Source organism: Pseudooceanicola sp. HF7, from assembly GCF_011806405.1.
Classification (GTDB): Bacteria; Pseudomonadota; Alphaproteobacteria; order Rhodobacterales; family Rhodobacteraceae; genus Pseudooceanicola.
In genome coordinates this window covers 13,075-29,818 of sequence record NZ_JAATOW010000033.1, presented here as the reverse complement: position 1 = coordinate 29,818, position 16,744 = coordinate 13,075, and the positions used below count along the sequence as shown (strand labels likewise).

General features: G+C 64.0%; 14 protein-coding genes, 1 pseudogene and 1 riboswitch. Of the genes and pseudogenes, 6 read left to right on the top strand and 9 right to left on the bottom strand.

Annotated features, from left to right (window positions below; translation table 11 throughout):
- The first annotated feature begins 1 nt into the window (after window position 1).
- From HCZ97_RS16010 to HCZ97_RS15995, 4 genes are all read left to right on the top strand, one after another.
- Window positions 2-1,312, top strand: coding sequence for a TRAP transporter large permease subunit (locus HCZ97_RS16010; RefSeq protein ID WP_167689926.1), 1,311 nt, complete (start codon window positions 2-4; stop codon window positions 1,310-1,312).
- 35 nt (window positions 1,313-1,347) lie between these two features.
- Window positions 1,348-2,058, top strand: coding sequence for a FadR/GntR family transcriptional regulator (locus tag HCZ97_RS16005; protein WP_217701799.1), 711 nt, complete (start codon window positions 1,348-1,350; stop codon window positions 2,056-2,058).
- Between the two features lie 151 nt (window positions 2,059-2,209).
- Window positions 2,210-3,385 carry a fumarylacetoacetate hydrolase family protein gene (locus tag HCZ97_RS16000; RefSeq protein WP_167689923.1) on the top strand — a complete coding sequence of 392 codons (1,176 nt, stop codon included), beginning with the start codon at window positions 2,210-2,212 and terminating at the stop codon, window positions 3,383-3,385.
- A complete protein-coding gene (locus HCZ97_RS15995; RefSeq protein ID WP_167689921.1) occupies window positions 3,382-5,151 on the top strand; it encodes an IlvD/Edd family dehydratase in 1,770 nt (589 codons plus the stop codon). The genes HCZ97_RS16000 and HCZ97_RS15995 overlap by 4 nt, the downstream gene beginning before the upstream one ends.
- Window positions 5,152-5,259: 108 nt before the next feature.
- Here HCZ97_RS15995 and HCZ97_RS15990 read toward each other — a convergent pair whose 3' ends face one another.
- Both HCZ97_RS15990 and HCZ97_RS15985 read right to left on the bottom strand, forming a co-directional pair.
- Window positions 5,260-7,668: a pyrroloquinoline quinone-dependent dehydrogenase gene (locus HCZ97_RS15990; protein ID WP_167689918.1), complete on the bottom strand. Its 2,409-nt coding sequence runs from the start codon at window positions 7,666-7,668 to the stop codon at window positions 5,260-5,262.
- Window positions 7,665-7,994, bottom strand: a complete 330-nt coding sequence (locus tag HCZ97_RS15985) for a hypothetical protein (RefSeq protein WP_167689916.1) — start codon at window positions 7,992-7,994, stop codon at window positions 7,665-7,667. Before HCZ97_RS15985 ends, HCZ97_RS15990 begins: the two co-directional genes overlap by 4 nt.
- Before the next feature lie 393 nt (window positions 7,995-8,387).
- Window positions 8,388-8,519: riboswitch (FMN riboswitch) on the top strand.
- Window positions 8,520-8,602: 83 nt separating this feature from the next.
- Between HCZ97_RS15985 and HCZ97_RS15980 the strand changes: the two genes are divergently transcribed.
- Window positions 8,603-9,073, top strand: a complete 471-nt coding sequence (locus tag HCZ97_RS15980) for a 6,7-dimethyl-8-ribityllumazine synthase (RefSeq protein ID WP_167689915.1) — start codon at window positions 8,603-8,605, stop codon at window positions 9,071-9,073.
- A gap of 216 nt (window positions 9,074-9,289) precedes the next feature.
- Here HCZ97_RS15980 and HCZ97_RS15970 read toward each other — a convergent pair whose 3' ends face one another.
- The 7 genes and pseudogenes from HCZ97_RS15970 to HCZ97_RS15940 all read right to left on the bottom strand — a co-directional run bounded on the left by HCZ97_RS15970 (window position 9,290) and on the right by HCZ97_RS15940 (window position 15,729).
- The gene (locus HCZ97_RS15970) at window positions 9,290-10,168 is read right to left on the bottom strand and encodes a sugar kinase (RefSeq protein WP_167689913.1); all 879 of its coding nucleotides are present in this window, start codon (window positions 10,166-10,168) and stop codon (window positions 9,290-9,292) included.
- A complete protein-coding gene (kduD, locus tag HCZ97_RS15965; protein ID WP_167689911.1) occupies window positions 10,165-10,905 on the bottom strand; it encodes a 2-dehydro-3-deoxy-D-gluconate 5-dehydrogenase KduD in 741 nt (246 codons plus the stop codon). The genes HCZ97_RS15970 and kduD overlap by 4 nt, the downstream gene beginning before the upstream one ends.
- Window positions 10,905-11,729: a 5-dehydro-4-deoxy-D-glucuronate isomerase gene (kduI, locus tag HCZ97_RS15960; RefSeq protein ID WP_167689910.1), complete on the bottom strand. Its 825-nt coding sequence runs from the start codon at window positions 11,727-11,729 to the stop codon at window positions 10,905-10,907. Before kduI ends, kduD begins: the two co-directional genes overlap by 1 nt.
- Window positions 11,730-11,785: 56 nt before the next feature.
- Window positions 11,786-13,083, bottom strand: a pseudogene (locus HCZ97_RS15955) (TRAP transporter large permease).
- 3 nt (window positions 13,084-13,086) lie between these two features.
- Entirely contained in the window at window positions 13,087-13,599 is a 513-nt protein-coding gene (locus HCZ97_RS15950) for a TRAP transporter small permease (protein WP_167689908.1), read from the bottom strand.
- A gap of 2 nt (window positions 13,600-13,601) precedes the next feature.
- A complete protein-coding gene (locus HCZ97_RS15945) occupies window positions 13,602-14,573 on the bottom strand; it encodes a TRAP transporter substrate-binding protein (RefSeq protein WP_167689906.1) in 972 nt (323 codons plus the stop codon).
- A 37-nt stretch (window positions 14,574-14,610) separates the two neighbouring features.
- Entirely contained in the window at window positions 14,611-15,729 is a 1,119-nt protein-coding gene (locus HCZ97_RS15940) for a glycoside hydrolase family 105 protein (RefSeq protein WP_167689904.1), read from the bottom strand.
- A gap of 221 nt (window positions 15,730-15,950) precedes the next feature.
- Here HCZ97_RS15940 and HCZ97_RS15935 point away from each other — a divergent pair, with 221 nt between their 5' ends.
- Complete coding sequence (locus HCZ97_RS15935) at window positions 15,951-16,742, top strand: IclR family transcriptional regulator C-terminal domain-containing protein (RefSeq protein ID WP_167689902.1); 792 nt, start codon at window positions 15,951-15,953, stop codon at window positions 16,740-16,742.
- Window positions 16,743-16,744: the final 2 nt, after the last annotated feature.

Sequence of the window (16,744 nt, the reverse complement as noted above, 5' to 3'; positions counted from 1 at the left end):
CATGGACCTCAGCTCCATCGGGATCGAGTACGGGTCCTACCTTCTTGTCGGCGCGATCTTCCTGCTGCTTCTGACCGGCCAGCCGTTGGCCTGGGTCACCGGCTTTGTCGCACTGATCTTCACCTATGGCTGGTTCGGGCCCATGGCCCTGCCGCTGGTGACCTCCCGCATCTTCGGGTTCATCACTGAATACTCCCTTGTCGCCATCCCGATGTTCATCCTGATGGCGGCGCTGCTGGATCGCTCTGGAATCGCGAAATCGCTGTTCAACGGGATGCGTATCCTGGCCGGGCGTCTGCCGGGCGGCGTTGCCGTCCAGACCCTGATCGTGGCGATCCTGATGGCCGCCATGTCCGGCGTCATCGGCGGTGAGATCGTCCTGCTAGGCATCCTGGCCCTGCCGCAGATGCTGCGCCTTGGCTATGACCGCAGCCTGTCCATCGGCGTGGTCTGCGCCGGCGGCTCGCTGGGAACGATGATGCCGCCCTCCATCGTGCTGATCATCTACGGGCTGGTCGCAAACACCTCTATCGCCGACCTCTTCATCGCCGCGATCACCCCCGCGCTGTTGCTGCTGGGGTTCTACGTGGCCTACGTGCTGTTCCTCTGCTGGCGCAATCCGCAGCTGGGCCCGCCGATGTCGCGCGAGGAAGTGGCGCAGGAATCCATCGGCTCTGCCCTGCGCGCATTGGCTGCCCCGCTGTTCATCGTCTTCGTCGTGCTGGGCTCGATCTACGGCGGCATCGCCTCGATCACCGAAGCGGCGGCCATGGGTGTGTCTGCGGTGCTGATCATTTCGCTGCTGAGGCGCGAGCTGACCTTCAAGATGGTGCAGGACAGCCTTGTGCACACCCTGCAGACCTGCGGCATGATCATCTGGATCGGCATCGCAGCGGCCGTGCTGGTGGGCGTCTACAACCTGATGGGTGGCAACCGCTTCGTGGCGCAGGCGATCCTGGGCATCGACGCGGCACCGGTGATCATCATCATGGTGATGATGCTGATCCTGCTGGTTCTGGGCATGTTCCTGGACTGGATCGGCATCGCGTTGCTGACCCTGCCGATCTTCGTGCCCATCGTGGTGCAGCTTGGCTATGACCCGATCTGGTTCGGCATCCTCTTCGCGGTGAACATGCAGGTGTCCTACCTGACGCCGCCCTTCGGCCCCGCGGCCTTTTACCTCAAGAGCGTCGCGCCGAAGGAAATCACGCTGAAGCATATCTACGTCGCGCTTCTGCCCTTCATCGCCTTGCAACTGATTGTCCTGGCGACGATCCTGTTCTTCCCGCCAATTGCGACCTGGCTGGTATGAGGGATGTCGTGACCGATAAATCAGGGGCTTCAGACGTGGGGGAGACAACGGAAGAGAGCGGCGGAGGGTCGGCTGTCGATCAGGTGGTGGCCCAGATCCGCGAGCTGATCGACACCGACGGGCTGACCGTGGGCGACAAGCTGCCCACCGAGCGCGAGCTTTGCGAGCGTTTCGAGATCAGCCGCAACACGGTGCGCGAGGCGATGCGCATGCTGAAGGCCTATGGCATCGTCGACGTGCGGCCCAAGGTGGGGGCGACGATCATCGACCAGCGGATCAACCGCGCGCTCGATATCTTCTCCTTCAACGTGGGCGAGGTCTCTCGCCGGACCTTCATGGATATCCAGGGCTTCCGTGAGCTGATCGAAACTGGCAGCGCTCTGGCCATCTTCGCCGCCACCAAGGCAGAGGACCTGGCAGAGCTGCGCGCGCTCAACCGCAAGATGGTGCAGGCGCGCAGCATCGTCGAGGCGTCGGAGTTCGACTTCCAGTTCCACGTCAAGCTGATCTCGCTGACCGGGAACCAGTCGATCCTGGATATCTACGGCATCATGAAGCCGGTGATCCTGCGCATCATGCAGCACGGCAAGACCCGCAGGATCATTGAGGGCGAGACCTTCCAGGAACACGAAGCCGTTCTCAAGGCGGTGGAGGCCTCTGACCACCTTGCCTACCAATACCTGATGCGAACCCACCTCAGCCAGGGTCTGACCAGCTTCCCCGATCCGGTGGACAGCAAGGGCTGAGGCGCATCGGGACGCAGACCATCGGCGCGCGGCCAGTACAGGGCTCCGCGCGCCTGAGCGCCGCAGATCCCAGGGCATCGCGGCAGACCATCTTCAAGACGCCTTTCATCGGCCGGCTGCCGGTGAAGGGACGCGAAACAAGGGTTTCAGAATGACTTTGAACACGCCGGTGGCACTGAACGCGAAAGATATCCTTCCCCAAGACACGGGCGGGCTGTTGCTGGGCCGGGTCTGGTCCAAAGAGACGAACGGGCCCTGTCCGGTGCTGATCCGGGACGCAGAGGTGCTGGACCTGACGCAGATCGCCCCCACCATGGCCGACCTGCTGGAAATCGACGACCTGCCCGGCGCGCTCCGCGAGGGGGGGCCGTCGCTTGGGGCGCTTGATGGCTACATTGACCAGGGCGACGGCACGGGCCACCTGGGCCAGCTGCTGGCCCCTTGCGATTTGCAGGCGGTCAAGGCGGCAGGCGTGACCTTCGCCGGCTCCATGGTCGAGCGGGTGATTGAGGAACGCGCCAAGGGCGACCCAAAGCTGGCCGAGTCGATCCGCACCGAGCTGGCTGAGATCCTTGGCGGCAACCTGCGCGGGCTGGTACCGGGCTCTGACAAGGCGGCAGAGGTGAAGGCGCATCTGCAAAAGGCCGGGCTCTGGTCCCAGTACCTCGAGGTGGGGATCGGCCCGGATGCAGAGATCTTCACCAAGGCGCAGCCGATGTCCGCGGTGGGCTGCGGCGCGCAGATCGGGGTGCACCCGGGGTCGTCCTGGAACAACCCCGAACCCGAGGTCGTGCTGGCGATCAACTCGCGCGGAGAGATCCGCGGCGCCACCCTTGGCAATGACGTGAACCTGCGCGATTTCGAAGGCCGTTCGGCCCTGCTTCTGGGCAAGGCCAAGGACAACAACGCCGCCGCCTCCCTCGGGCCCTTCATCCGGGTCTTCGACGATGCCTTCACGCTGGAGGACCTGACCACCCTGCGCGTACAGCTCGAGATCACCGGAGAGGACGGTTTCGCGCTGTCCGACCATTCCGACATGTCCCAGATCTCGCGCCAGCCGGCCGACCTGGCCGGGCAGCTTCTGAACGCGACGCACCAGTACCCGGACGGCGCGATGCTGTATCTGGGGACGATGTTCGCGCCCACCAAGGACCGTGAAGGCGCCGGCATGGGCTTTACCCACAAGACCGGCGACGTGGTCACCGTGTCCTCGCCCGCCCTGGGGGCCCTGGTGAACCGGGTCCGGCCCTGCGACGCGGTCGCGCCCTGGACCTTCGGCTCCCGCGCCCTGATGTCCAACCTCGCAGCAAGAGGAGCGCTGAAATGACCAAACGCCGTCTGCGCAGCCAGGACTGGTTCGACAACCCCGACCACGCCGACATGACCGCGCTCTACCTCGAGCGCTTCATGAACTACGGCCTGACGCCCGAGGAACTGACCGAGGGGCGCCCGATCATCGGCATCGCCCAGTCGGGCAGCGACCTGTCGCCCTGCAACCGCCATCACCTGGACCTTGCCAAGCGGGTGCGGGACGGGATCCGCGATGCCGGGGGCATCCCGATCGAGTTTCCCACACACCCGATCTTCGAGAACTGCCGCCGCCCCACGGCAGCTCTTGATCGCAACCTGTCCTACCTTGGCCTCGTCGAGGTGCTGCATGGCTATCCCATCGACGGGGTCGTGCTGACCACCGGCTGCGACAAGACCACGCCTGCCGCGATCATGGCGGCGGCCACCGTCGACATCCCGGCCATCGTCCTGTCCGGCGGTGCGATGCTGGATTCGGTGCACGAGGGGCGGCTTGCCGGCTCTGGCACCGTCATCTGGCAGAGCCGCCGCCGCTATGCGGCAGGAGAGATCGATCGGGCCGAGTTCCTAGAGGCGGCGATGGATTCCGCGCCCTCCATCGGGCATTGCAACACCATGGGCACCGCGTCGACCATGAACGCGCTGGCCGAGGCCATGGGGATGTCGCTGACCGGCTGCGCCGCGATCCCGGCGGCTTACCGCGAACGCGGGCAGATGGCCTATCGCACCGGCAAGCGGGTGGTCGAGATGGTGGCCGAAGACCTGCGGCCCTCGCAGGTGCTGACCCGGGACGCGATCCTGAACGCCGTGCGGGTGAACGCCGCCATCGGCGGGTCGACCAACGCGCAGCCCCACCTTGCGGCCATCGCCGCCACCGTGGGTGTCGAGCTCAGCCATGATGACTGGCAGATCCACGGCTACGACATCCCGCTGATCGCTGACGTCCAGCCCGCCGGGCGCTTCCTGTCCGAACGCTTCCACCGCGCCGGCGGTGTGCCCGCGATCATGTGGGAACTGGCCGAGGCCGGCGTGCTGGAAACCAGCTGCGCCACCGTCACCGGCCAGACCATGGCCGAGAACCTGAAGGGCCGCGAAGCCAAGGACCGAGAGGTTATCCGCCCCTATGGCAAGCCGCTGATGGAGCGCGCCGGCTTCCGCGTTCTGTCCGGCAACCTCTTTGATTTCGCGATCATGAAGACCTGCGTGATCTCCGAGGACTTCCGCCGCCGCTTCCTGTCCGAGCCTGGCAAGGAAAACTGCTTTGACGGGCGCGCGGTGGTCTTCGACGGGTCCGAGGATTACCACGCCCGGATCAACGACCCCGCGCTCGACATCGACGAACGCTCGATCCTGGTGATCCGCGGCTCCGGCCCGCTGGGCTGGCCCGGCGCGGCGGAAGTGGTGAACATGCAGCCGCCCGACCGGCTGATCCGCGCGGGCATTACCAGCCTGCCGACCATCGGGGACGGGCGGCAATCGGGCACGGCCGACAGCCCCTCCATCGTCCATGCCTCACCCGAAAGCGCGGATGGCGGCGGGCTGGCCTGGCTGCGCAGCGGCGACATGATCCGGATCGACCTGAACGCCGGGCGCTGTGACATGCTGGTCGATGAAGCAGAGATCGAAAAGAGACGCCAGGAAACCGCGCCCCCCGTCCCGGTGACGCAGACGCCCTGGCAAAAGATCTACCGGGCAGAGACAAACCAGCTGAGCGATGGCGCCGTGCTGCGTTCGGCCGAGGGGTTCCACCGCATCGCGCAGACCCCGCCCCGGCATAACCACTGAGGGGGCAGCCACGCAAAAGGAAGGGGGCTGCGCGCAGGCGCAGCCCCCTTTTCTGTTGCCCCGGGACGCACCAGCGCGCGCCCCGGGGCATGGTCAATCAGACCGCACTCAGTCCGGCAGGGCGTAAACCGCCACCTGGTCCCCCACGGTCGGCTTCAGGATGGAGTTCCCGCCGGAGATGAAGGCCACGTATTGCTTGCCCTGGAACTCGTAGACCGCCGGGTTCGCCACCACGGGCGCCTCAAGCTGGTCTGACCACAGCTCTTCGCCGGTCGCCATGTCATAGGCGCGCGCCTTGGCGTCCATGGTCGCGCCGATGAAGATCAGCCCGCCTGCAGTGACCGCCGGGCCGCCGATGGTAGGAGAGCCCATGCTTTCGGGCATGAAGAAGCCATAGCGCTGCGAAGAGCCGATGGGTTTGCGCCAGGTCACGTCGCCGGTCGTCATGTCCAGCGCGACCAGTTCACCGTAGGGCGGCTTCCAGCAGGGCATGCCCAGCCAGTTCATCGCGGTCATCAGGCTCATGCCGTAGGGCGCGCCCTCCTGCGGATAGAAGCCGCTTTCATTGCCCGACCCGCCGGCCTGCTTTTCGTAATCCTCGCGGTCGAACAGCTTGATGTACTGCACGATATGAGAGGTGTTCACGACCGCCGTCTGGGTCACCGGGTCAAAGGCCACGCCGCCCCATTGCACGCCACCGGCGCTGTCGGGATAGGTCAGCACGCCTTCGCCCTTCGTCGTCGGCGGGGTGTACATCCCTTCGTACCAAAGGTCGTCAAACAGCTTGGAGCAGGAGCCCATGCCGACGATATCCGCGATCTTCCAGACCTCTGGTTTCACGGACTGGTCCAGCAGGGGGGCCGGGACGGTCGGGAAGGGCTGGGTGGGGGCGTAGTATTCGCCGTCCACCGTTCCATCGCCGCCGGGCACCGGGCGTTCCTCGATCGGCCAGACGTCTTCACCGGTCTCGCGGTTCACCACGAAGAGGAAGCCCATCTTGGTGGCCTGCATCAGCGCGGGGACCTCTTCGCCATCGACGGTGATATCCATCAGCGTGGGGGCGGAGTTGATGTCGTAATCCCAGATGTCATGGTGCACCCACTGGCGCGACCAGACGACTTCGCCCGTATCCAGATCCAGCGCCGTGGTGGAGGTCGCATAGGGGATTTCCTGCGTGCGGTTGCCGCCCCAGTAGTTGGGCGAGGGCGAAGCGACGGGCAGGTAGATCATGTTCAGACCCTCGTCCACGGACATATGCGTCCAGACGTTGGCCGTGCCGGTCTGCCGGCGGATCTCTTCGGGCAGGGTCTCGAAGGACCATTGCAGCTCACCGGTCTGCGGATCGACAGAGAAGACCGCGCCGGGAGGAGCTTCGGCATAGGCCCAGTCCTTGCCGGCCCAGCCCAGGACCAGGTGGTTGCCCGCAACGGTGGGCGGCTGCAGGACAGAGAAGGGGAAGCGGTCATTGACCTTGTTCCACTGGTTCACGTCCAGCACGCCGTTATTGGCAAAGTTTTCGCAGGGCGCGCCGGTGTCCGCGTCAACGGCGAACAGCTGGGCATCCATGGTGCCGATGTAGACGATCTTCTGGCAGGCCTCTCCCGCGACGGGATCGGGGCTTTCCCAGTAGGCCACGCCCCGGTTCTTCAGCGCCGGCTGGGTCAGCGGTTCCAGGGCAGAGGCGGTATCGAAGCTCCACTTTTCTTCGCCGCTGGCCGGATCCAACGCCAGGATGCGATAGAAGGGGGTGCCGATGTAAAGCGTGTCGTTGGCGAAGATCGGCGTGGCGGACCAGACCGTCGCGGCCAGGTCACCCGATCCGTCAGAGACATCGCCGGTGTGCACTTCCCAGACCTTTTCCAGGTCGGCCACGTTATCGACGGTGATCTGGTCCAGCGGAGAGTACTTCTGGCCGTTTTCCTGACCGTGGAAACTGACCCAATCGGTGCTGCCCGGCACCAGGGGAATGTCGGAGCGCGTGCGCCCGGCCATGTTCAGGATCGGGTCGGCGACGCCGGGCACCTTGTCCTCGACCACCGGAGCGGGTTCGGCATCGGCCTGCGCCGTCTCGCTGTCGTCAGCCTCAGCCTCCGCATCGTCAGAGGGGGCAGGGGTCTCTGCCGCAGTTCCCTCACCCTCTGCGGCCTCGGGCGCCGGGGTCTCGGCTGTATCGGCTTCAGGAGAGGGTTCGGGCGCGGCATCCGTATCGGCGCTTGTATCCGCATCGGTCTCTGCTTCGTCAGAGGGCGTGATCTCTGTGTCCGCGCTTTCGGTCTCGCTCGCCTCGGTGTCGGCACTTTCCGCCGCCGGAGCTTCAGTCTCGGCGCTTTCGGTCTGTGCCGTATCGCCGGCCTCTGTCCCGGTACCTTCCGGGATCACGGTCTCGGTGGCTTCGGGGGCGGCGACATCTCCGGTCGTGCTCGTGTCCTGCGCCCAGGTGGCCAGGGGCAAGCACAGCGCGATGGCCGCGGCGGTCAGGGTGAGGGGGGCGGATTTCCTGAGGGGCAGGGGGCTCATGCCAGGGCTCCTTTCCGGGTCGTACGCGATTGCGCGATATCGAAGGCCAGCCCCAGCAGGGTGATCGCCATGGCCACGATCAGCCACCATTCATGCAGGAAGTATCCCGCCAGCGCGGTCAGCACCGCGCCTAGGCCGATCAGGAAGCGGAAGCTGCCCCGCAGTGCACCCGGCGGTGTCAGCTGAACCACGAAAGCCCCGAGGATCAGCATGGCGCAGCCAAAGATCGCCAATGCCGCGCCATAGGTGCCATTCACCCCGGTCAGCGGCGTCACGTAATTGTAGATCGCGATGGCAAGCCCGCCAAGCGCGCCTGCGACGATCAATATCGTTCTGGGGGTTCCGGGTCTGGCAGATTGCGGCATGTGGTTCTCCAAGGTTGGCGTCCCGGTGCATTGCGGGATCAACCTGTTGCATTGTCAAGCTTTGGTTGGCTCAGGGCTGCATCTAGGGCCGATTGCGGCGCTGACCATGGATCCTGAGGTTTTGATTGGGATTTTTCCGTATCCCTGTTTTTGTGCTGAAAGAGGCGGCAGTTCCGCAAGGCGTAGCGGCGCCCGGGTAATAGAGATTATGTGAATAATTCATCTGAACGCTGTGGGTTTCGGGCGGCTGCCCTCCGTCACAGCCTCTGCCTAGGGACTTTACGCCGTGCCGTCAAAGGCGTCCTGCCCCCATCCTGCTGTCTTGACCTGCGCAACTCCACTGATATTGCTTTTGGACGTTCTCAGGGCGGGGTGAGATTCCCCACCGGCGGTAATAGCCCGCGAGCGCCGTCCCTTGTGGCGGGTCAGCAGATCCCGGTGGAATTCCGGAGCCGACGGTCATAGTCCGGATGGAAGAGAATGCAGGTACGCGCCGACCCTTTTGCGGGGATGGCGCATGCGTGCAGACGTGCTCTGGGATCTTGTCATTCGGAATAAGGACCAGAGACATGACAAAATCCCCTACCTTCGCCTTCATCAAGGCGCGCTGGCATGCCGATATCGTCGATCAGGCCTATGCCGGTTTCACCGAACGCCTGGCAGAGTTGCTGCCTGGCGCAACCGTCGACAGCTTCGACGTTCCCGGCGCCTTTGAAATGCCGATGCTGGCCCAGAAGCTGGCGCGCACCGGGCGCTATGACGGTATCGCCGCCGCTGCGCTGGTGGTCGATGGTGGCATCTACCGCCATGATTTCGTGGCCCAGGCCGTGGTCAGCGGCCTCATGGATGCGCAGATGGCGACCGAAGTGCCGGTCTTCTCCGTTTCGCTGACGCCGCACCATTTCCAGCCCTCTGCGGAACACGAAGGCTTCTATCACGCTCATTTCGTCAAGAAGGGTCGGGAAGCCGCCGATGCCGCCGTGCAGATCCACAAGCTGAACGCCCAGCTTGCCAGCGAGGCAACCAGCGCCGCGGCTTGACCTGGGCGCACCTGAAAGCACCCCTGATCGCTAGCGGGCGACCAGGACCTCGATCCCGCGCAGCGCGAATTCCCTGGCGGTGGCGTCAGAGATGCCATCGTCGGTGATGAAGGAATGGATCGGGCGGCCCCGGCGCAACTGCAGGCCAACTGGCAGACGGCCCTGCGCCGCTGCCGGTGCTGACGGATCCGGAAGTGCAGAGGCGGGTCCGTCTGCTCAGATCAGCGCCCCACGATGGCGGATCACCTTGCCCGCCAGGCGATGCCCGGCCAGCGCGGCCTCCTGCGCGGAAGCGCCGGACCAAAGCGCGGCCAGAAAGGCAGCGTTGAAACTGTCCCCCGCCGCAGTGGTGTCCAGGGGTGTGACCGGCTGGGGCACTGGCACGTGGTTCTGGCCTTCGGGCGTGGCGAGGATACAGCCCTGCGCCCCCTGTTTCAGCACGACAAGCTGCGGACCCAAGGCCAAGATGCGGTCGATCACGGCCTGCGGATCACCGTCCTGCCACAAGAGCTGCTCATCCTCGAAGGTAGGGAACACCATGTCAGACAGGGCCATCACCTCGGCGAACAACTCCCTTGCGCGATCCTCTTGCCCGTCCCAGAGGCGGGGGCGGTAATTGCCGTCGAACATCACCTTGGTCCCACCGGCCCGCGCGCCGCGCAATAGGCCCAGAAGCGCCTCCGCATCCTGTTCCAGCACCCAAAGCGTGATGCCGGACAGGTAGATCCCCTCGGTTTCTGCGAGAAGCGGGGCCAGCGCGCTGCCATGTCGGCGCAGCAGGCCCCGGGCTGCCGCCTGCGCGCGCCAATAGTAGAAACTGCGCTCACCGTCGGGCGCAGTGGTGATCGCATAAAGCCCGGTCTCTTCGGGGCTTTCGAACAGCAGGTCTGCCACCCCTTCGACGCCCAATCGGTCCCGGATCATCTTCCCGAAGGGATCCGGGCCGATGGCACTGGCAAAGCCTGCTGTCAGCCCCTCGCGCACCATGTAGATGGCCGTGTTGAAGGTATCTCCGCCGACATTGACCGACGTCCCGCCGGGCGCGACAGAGATTTCCCCCATGGCCTCGCCCAGGCAGATGATCTTTGCGTTCATCGCGCCATCCAGCCGCCATCGACGTTCAGCACCGCGCCGTTCACATAGGCGGCTGCGGGCGAACATAGGTAGGCCGCCGTGCCGCCGATATCCTCGGGCTTGCCCCAGCGACCGGCGGGGATGCGCTCCAGGATCGCGCGGCTGCGCTCGGGATCCTCACGCAGCGCCTCGGTGTTGTTGGTTGCGATGTAGCCCGGCGCAATGGCGTTCACGGTGATGCCCTTGCCGGCCCATTCATTGCACAGGATCTTGGTAATCCCGGACACACCATGCTTGGAGGCCGTATAGCTGGGCACCCGGATCCCGCCCTGGAAGGACAGCAGCGAAGCGACGTTGACGATATTACCCTCCTGCCCCTGCGCGATCAGCTCACGCCCGAAGGCCTGGCAGGTAAAGAACAGCGCCTTCATGTTCACGTCGACGACGGCATCCCAGTCCTCTTCCGTGAAATCGACGCTGTCATTGCGGCGGATGATCCCAGCATTGTTGACCAGGATCGAATAGCCCGCCCCGGCGAACAGGTCCTTTGCCGCCATCGGGTCGGCCAGGTCCAGGATCAGTTCCTCGGCGGTACCGCCAGCGGCCTGAATCTCCGCGACCGTCTCGGCGCAGCTACGACGACCGGCGCAGGTAACAGAGGCGCCCTGTCCCGCCAGCGCCACGGCGATGGCCTGCCCGATACCGGTGTTGGCCCCGGTAACCAGCGCCCGGCGGCCCGTCAGGGAAAACAGGCTCATCACTTCAGCTCCGCGGGCTGGATGAAGTCCATGTCGGTGTAATCGACGTTGTCGCCCGCCATGGCCCAGATGAAGGTATATTCCCCGATACCCGCGCCCGCGTGGATCGACCAGGGCGGAGAGATTGCCGCCTGCTCGTTGGCGATGAACATGTGTCGGGTCTCTTCGGGTTCGCCCATCAGGTGCAGCACGCGCGCCTCTTCGGACATGCCCCAGTATAGGTAGGCCTCCATCCGGCGGTCGTGAATATGGGCGGGCATGGTGTTCCAGACGGACCCGTCCTCAAGCGAGGTATAGCCCAGGATCAGCTGGCAGCTGTCCATCACGGTAGGGTGGATGAACTGCTTGATGGTCCGCTTGTTCGAGGTTTCGCTGGCGCCCAGCTTGACCTCGACACAATCGTCCAGGGTGATCAGCTTGCTGGGCTTGGCCTCATGCGCGGGGGCGGAGGTGATGTAGAACCGACCGGCCCCTTCGAAGGTCACGGCGCCGCTGCCCTTGCCCAGGTAAAGGACATCGCCGCGGTTCATCGAATAGGTCTCGCCCCCCGCGGAAACGGTGCCGGTTTCACCGACGTTGACGATGCCCATCTCGCGGCGGTCCAGGAAATTGGGGGTCTTGGTCTCTTCGACCACGTCTAGCACCAGCTTGCCGCTGCCGGGCACGGCCCCGCCCAGGACGAAACGGTCGTAATGGGTATAGATCAGGTTGATCTGGCCTTCGACGAACAGGCCCTCGCCCATGAAGGCGCTGCGCAGCCCGTCGGTGTCCATCAGGGCAGCATGTTCGGGGTGGACGGCGTGACGTGTTTCGACGTTCAGCATGGAATGTCTCCTTGGTTTCGGGAGGGGGAGGGTTGGCAACGCCTGGCTAGCCGGGATCAGAGATCCAGCAGACGCGGTAGGGTCAATGTCAGCGCAGGGACATAGGTGACCAGCAGCAGCAGGGCGAAGAGCAGAAGGTAGAAGGGCAGAAGGACCGGAACGATCCGTTCGACCCTTTCCCTTGCGACGGAGGCACCCACGAACAGGCCTGTCCCAACGGGGGGCGTGATGGTGCCGATCGCCAGGTTGAAGACCATGACGATGCCGAAGTGGATCGGATCGTAACCGACCTTCTGGGCGATGGGCAGCAGGATCGGGGTGAAGATCAGGATCGCGGGCCCGATATCCATGAAGCAGCCGACCACCAGCAGGATCACGTTGATGATCAGCATGACCACCGCCGGGTTCTCGCTGATGCTCAGGATAAGGGCCGACAGGGCCGCCGGGATGCCGGTAAAGGCCATGGCAAAGCTCAGCGCGGCAGAGGCCGCCAGCAGCAGCATGATCGTACCCGTGATCTGGGCGGTTTCCAGCAGGAAGCCGGGCATGGCTGTGACGGGCATCGTGCGATGGATCACGAAGGCCAGCAACATGGTGTAAAGCACCGCGATGCCAGAGGCCTCGACTGCGGTGAAGATGCCCATGGTGATGCCGCCGATGACCAGCACGATCAGGAACAGGCTGGGGATCGCTTCGCGGGTGATGCGCCAGGCCTCTGGAAGGGAGGTGCCGCCGGTTGCCTGTAGCCGCGCCGCCAGGCCATGAAGCCGGTCAGCACCATAAGCCCGATCCCCCAGAGCGCCCCGGCCACCGCTCCGCCGATGAACAGCGCCGCGATTGAGGTCCCGCCAGAGACCAGCGAGTAGATGATAAAGGCGGTCGTGGGTGGGATCAGCATGCCCGTGGGCGCAGAGACGATGTTGACCGCCGCCGCGAAGCGGTTGTCGTAGCCTTCCTTGCGCTGCATCGGCACCATCACCCCACCGATGGAGGTAGAGGCCGCGATGGCAGAGCCCGAGATCGAGCCGAACAGCATGTTGCCGGCGATATTGGTCTGGGCCAGGGCGCCGGGAATGCGGCCTGAAATCAGCTTGGCGAAGTTCACCAACCGGATCGCGATCCCGCCGGAGTTCATCATCACCCCCGACAGGATGAAGAAGGGCACCGCCAGCAGGCTGAAGCTGTCCAGGCTGGACATCATCTTCTGGGCCGAGGTGAATAGCGCCATGTCCAGCGGCGCCACCAGCATCACCGCGCCCAGGGCAGCGGCCACGATGGAGACTGCCAGCGGCACGCCCAGGAAGGCCAGAACGCCGAATATGCCGATCAGCACGAGGCTTGCTTGTCCGGCCATGGGTCAGTCTCCGGAAATCACGGCGCGTTCCATCGGATCGGCCGGGGCGCGGTCGCCGCGCAGGATGTCAGTCAGGTTGAGAAGCGAATAAAGCGCCATCAGCGCGCCGCTCACGGGCAGGCTGGCATAGACCAGGCCCATGGGGATCTGCAGTACGGCACTGGTCTGGCCGCGCGCGATCTGCACGCCGTGCCAGCCCCCCAGCACGAGCACGCCGATGCCGAAGATGGCAAGGGACAGCGGCACCAGGCAGCGTTGCGCGACAAGGGCGCGCCCGTTCAGGACGCCCTGCAGCAGGTCCACGGCCATGTGGGTGCCCTGCCCGGTGGAATAGGCTGCCCCCATCAGGGACAGCCAGATGACACCGAAGCGCAGCGCCTCTTCGGAGAAGGTCGAAGGATCGTTCAGTATGTAGCGACTGAAGACCTGCCAGGCCAGGACGGCAACCATGCCGGCCAGAAGCAGGCAGCACAGGCCACCGACCGTCACGTCAAGGATACGGCGCATCAGGCGCATGATCACTCCGTGGCCACGGTGCGGATCTGCTCGTAGACCGCGTATTTCTCGGGCTCGGATTTCAGTTCGTCGTACATCGGCTGCACGGCGGCCTGGAACTCGGCCACGTCGGGATAGAAGAACTCAACGCCGAATTCCTCTTGCGCCTTGGCCTTCTCCGCCTCGATCGCCTCGCCCCAGAGCTCCTTGTGGTATTCGGTGCTTTCCTTGGCCGCTTCGATCACCGCCTTGCGGTTCTCTTCGGACAGGCGCTCAAGCGTCGCGGTAGAGATCAGCAGGATGTCGGGGATGCGGCTGTGCATGTCGTAGCTGTAGTACTTTGCCACTTCGCCGTGACGGGCCACGGTGACGGCGTATTCGTTGTTCTCAGCCCCGTCCAGGACGCCCTGCTGGATGGAGGTGTAGACCTCGCCCTGGCCCATGGCGATGGGGGAGCCGCCCAGCATCTTGACCATCTCGATGGAGGTCGGGCTTTGCATCACGCGGATCTTCAGACCCTTCAAGTCCGCCACGCTTTCGACCGGGCTGTCTGAGGTATAGAAGTTGCGCGCGCCGGAGTTGTAGTAGGTCAGGCCGACCATGCCCTGGCCTTCGGTGGCGGAATAGATCGGGCCCATGATCTCTGCATCGTCCATGGCGGTGTAGAAATGCGCCTCGTCGTCGAAGAGGTAGGGCATGGAGAAGACGCCGTAGACCGAAGAGAAGCTTTCCATCAGCCCGCCGGAGACCTTGGTCATGTCCAGCAGGCCGCCCTGCACCATCTCCACGAGCTCGCGTTCGCCGCCCAGCTGGCTGTCGGGGAAGTATTCCACGGTCACGTCGCCGCCGGTCTTTTCCTCGACCAGCTCGCCGAACTTGGCCATGGCTTCCTTGGTGGGGGTGGCGTTGCTGGCATAGGCAAAACGCAGCGTTTCCGCGTGGGTGGCGCCGGCCATGAGGGCCAGCACGGCCGTGCTCATCATGATCTTGTTCATCGTCTTATCCTCCCTGAAATTGACGATAATGCGGCCGTCAGATGTAGCCGCGCAGGTATTCGCACAGGCAGAACATCGCCATCGCCTGCCCGTAGGGCATCGAGGTCAGCTTGATCTGCCGGTAGTAGTCCAGGTCTTCTCCCATGGCGGTGCCGAAGCTGGTGTTCAGCAGCTCACCCTCGTCGTTGATATTGGCCACGACGCCCTTCACCGCGCGTTCGGCACAATCCTTGTAGTCTTCGGACAGCAGCCGCATCCGGGTGGCCTTCAGTAGACCGTAGGCGAAGCCGGCGGTGGCCGAGGCCTCTTCGTAGCTGTCGGGATCGTCGAGCAGCGTGTGCCACAGCCCGCTTTCGGCCTGGGTGGCCTTCAGCGTCTCTGCCTGTCGTTCCAGCAGGCCGGTCAAGTGGCGACGGATCGGATCGCTTTCCGGCAGGCGCAGCATGTCGATGAACTCCGGGATGGCGATGGTGATCCAGGAGTTGCCCCGCGCCCAGAGCGCACGGGCAAAGTTGTGATTGCCATCGAAGGTCCAGCCGTGAAACCACAGGCCGGTCTGGGTATCCATCAGGTACTGGCAATGGATCAGGAACTGGTACTTGGCTTCCTCGATGTACTCGGGATGGTCCAGCACCTGCCCGATCCGGGCCAGCGGCAGCACTGACATCATCAGCGTGTCGTCCCACATCTGCTGGTCGTTGACCGAATTGTAGACGATGTGCTGCAATCCGCCCGCGCGGGTCTTTGGCATCTCGTGCATCACCCAGTCGGCCCAGGTCTCCATCAGGGGGACCCAGGTGGGATCCGGGCTCTCCGCGTAAAGGTTCGCAAGCGTCAGGAAGGGCGCGACCGTGTTGATATTCTTGGTCGGTGTGCCCTCTGCCAGGCGCTCCGAGAACCAGTCGTGGATGATCTTCCTGGCATTGGTGTTGCCGGTCAGCTGAGCGTATTTGAACAACCCGTAAAGACCGATGCCATGGGTCCATTCCCAGCCTGCCCAGCCCTTTGTATCGATCACGCGGCCATCTTCGAGCCGCAGCAGGAACTCCCCGGTGGTGTCTTCGATATTGATCAGATTGTCGGTCAACCGGTCGATCAGCGCGCAAACCTTGTCACGCGTGATGAAGTGATCCTTCTGCCGCAGAAGCGGATGCATTCGATGGGCCTCCCTTGCCAGTCTCCCGGGTCATTTCAAAAGTGAAACGCCGTTCCGAAACATGTAATCATAACGGCATGGCTCTCGCAAGTCATTTCAGAGCCACGTAATATCCAATTAAATCGTTAATTATCCATTGGTTAGCATGACGCCACCGACTTCCTTGACACAGCGGCGTGATTTTTTCAGAATGGCATTCCATAAATAAGCGAATGGTCCGCATGGCAACGAATCCCCAGAAATCAGAGAATGTCGCCTCGGTTCTCAAGGTGTTCTCTGTCCTTGAAACCCTGTCCGAAGACAGGGAAGCCAGCCTTGCGGCCATCGCGCAGCGGGCAATGACCTCAAAGAGCACCACGCATCGGCTGCTGCAGACCATGGTGGACCTCGGCTATGTGCACCAGGACGAGGAGACAGAGAAATACGGCCTGACGATGAAGCTGTTCTCCGTCGCTGCACGGGCCGTGAAACAGGAAAGCGACCTGCTGCACATCGCCGATGCTGGCATGGGCAAGCTGGCGCGCAGCACCGGGGAAACGATCAACCTGGGCATCATGGATGACCACGATCAGCGCGTCGTCTACGTGCACAGTTACCCCTCGGCGTTCAACCTGTCGATGAAGTCCACCATCGGCATGCGCAACCCGTTGCATTCCACCTCTCTCGGCAAGGCACTGCTGTCCTTCCGCGATGAAAGCGAGGTCGAGGAACGCATAAGCCAGATGACCTTTGACAAACGCGCGCCCAACACGATCACCACGCCGGAAGCCCTGCGCGAGCAGATCGCCCTGACCCGGTCCAATGGCTTTTCCGAAGAGATCGAGGAAAGCGAAGCCGGGGTGCGTTGCATGGCCGTGCCGCTGCGCAACCACCTGGGCAAATCCGTCGGCGCGATCTCGATCGCCTTTCCGATCTTCCGCTTCGACGAGGGGCGTCGCGGCGAATACATCCACCTGCTGACCTCTGTCGCCGGGGATATCTCAAGCCAGCTCGGCTTTACCGGCGACAGCTGAAA

Coding starts and splice junctions, on each gene's coding strand:
- HCZ97_RS16010 (WP_167689926.1), top strand. CDS start 2: ATGGACCTCAGCTCCATCGGGATCGAGTACGGGTCCTACCTTCTTGTC.
- HCZ97_RS16000 (WP_167689923.1), top strand. CDS start 2,210: ATGACTTTGAACACGCCGGTGGCACTGAACGCGAAAGATATCCTTCCC.
- HCZ97_RS15995 (WP_167689921.1), top strand. CDS start 3,382: ATGACCAAACGCCGTCTGCGCAGCCAGGACTGGTTCGACAACCCCGAC.
- HCZ97_RS15990 (WP_167689918.1), bottom strand. CDS start 7,668: ATGAGCCCCCTGCCCCTCAGGAAATCCGCCCCCCTCACCCTGACCGCC.
- HCZ97_RS15980 (WP_167689915.1), top strand. CDS start 8,603: ATGACAAAATCCCCTACCTTCGCCTTCATCAAGGCGCGCTGGCATGCC.
- HCZ97_RS15970 (WP_167689913.1), bottom strand. CDS start 10,168: ATGAACGCAAAGATCATCTGCCTGGGCGAGGCCATGGGGGAAATCTCT.
- kduD (WP_167689911.1), bottom strand. CDS start 10,905: ATGAGCCTGTTTTCCCTGACGGGCCGCCGGGCGCTGGTTACCGGGGCC.
- kduI (WP_167689910.1), bottom strand. CDS start 11,729: ATGCTGAACGTCGAAACACGTCACGCCGTCCACCCCGAACATGCTGCC.
- HCZ97_RS15950 (WP_167689908.1), bottom strand. CDS start 13,599: ATGCGCCTGATGCGCCGTATCCTTGACGTGACGGTCGGTGGCCTGTGC.
- HCZ97_RS15945 (WP_167689906.1), bottom strand. CDS start 14,573: ATGAACAAGATCATGATGAGCACGGCCGTGCTGGCCCTCATGGCCGGC.
- HCZ97_RS15940 (WP_167689904.1), bottom strand. CDS start 15,729: ATGCATCCGCTTCTGCGGCAGAAGGATCACTTCATCACGCGTGACAAG.
- HCZ97_RS15935 (WP_167689902.1), top strand. CDS start 15,951: ATGGCAACGAATCCCCAGAAATCAGAGAATGTCGCCTCGGTTCTCAAG.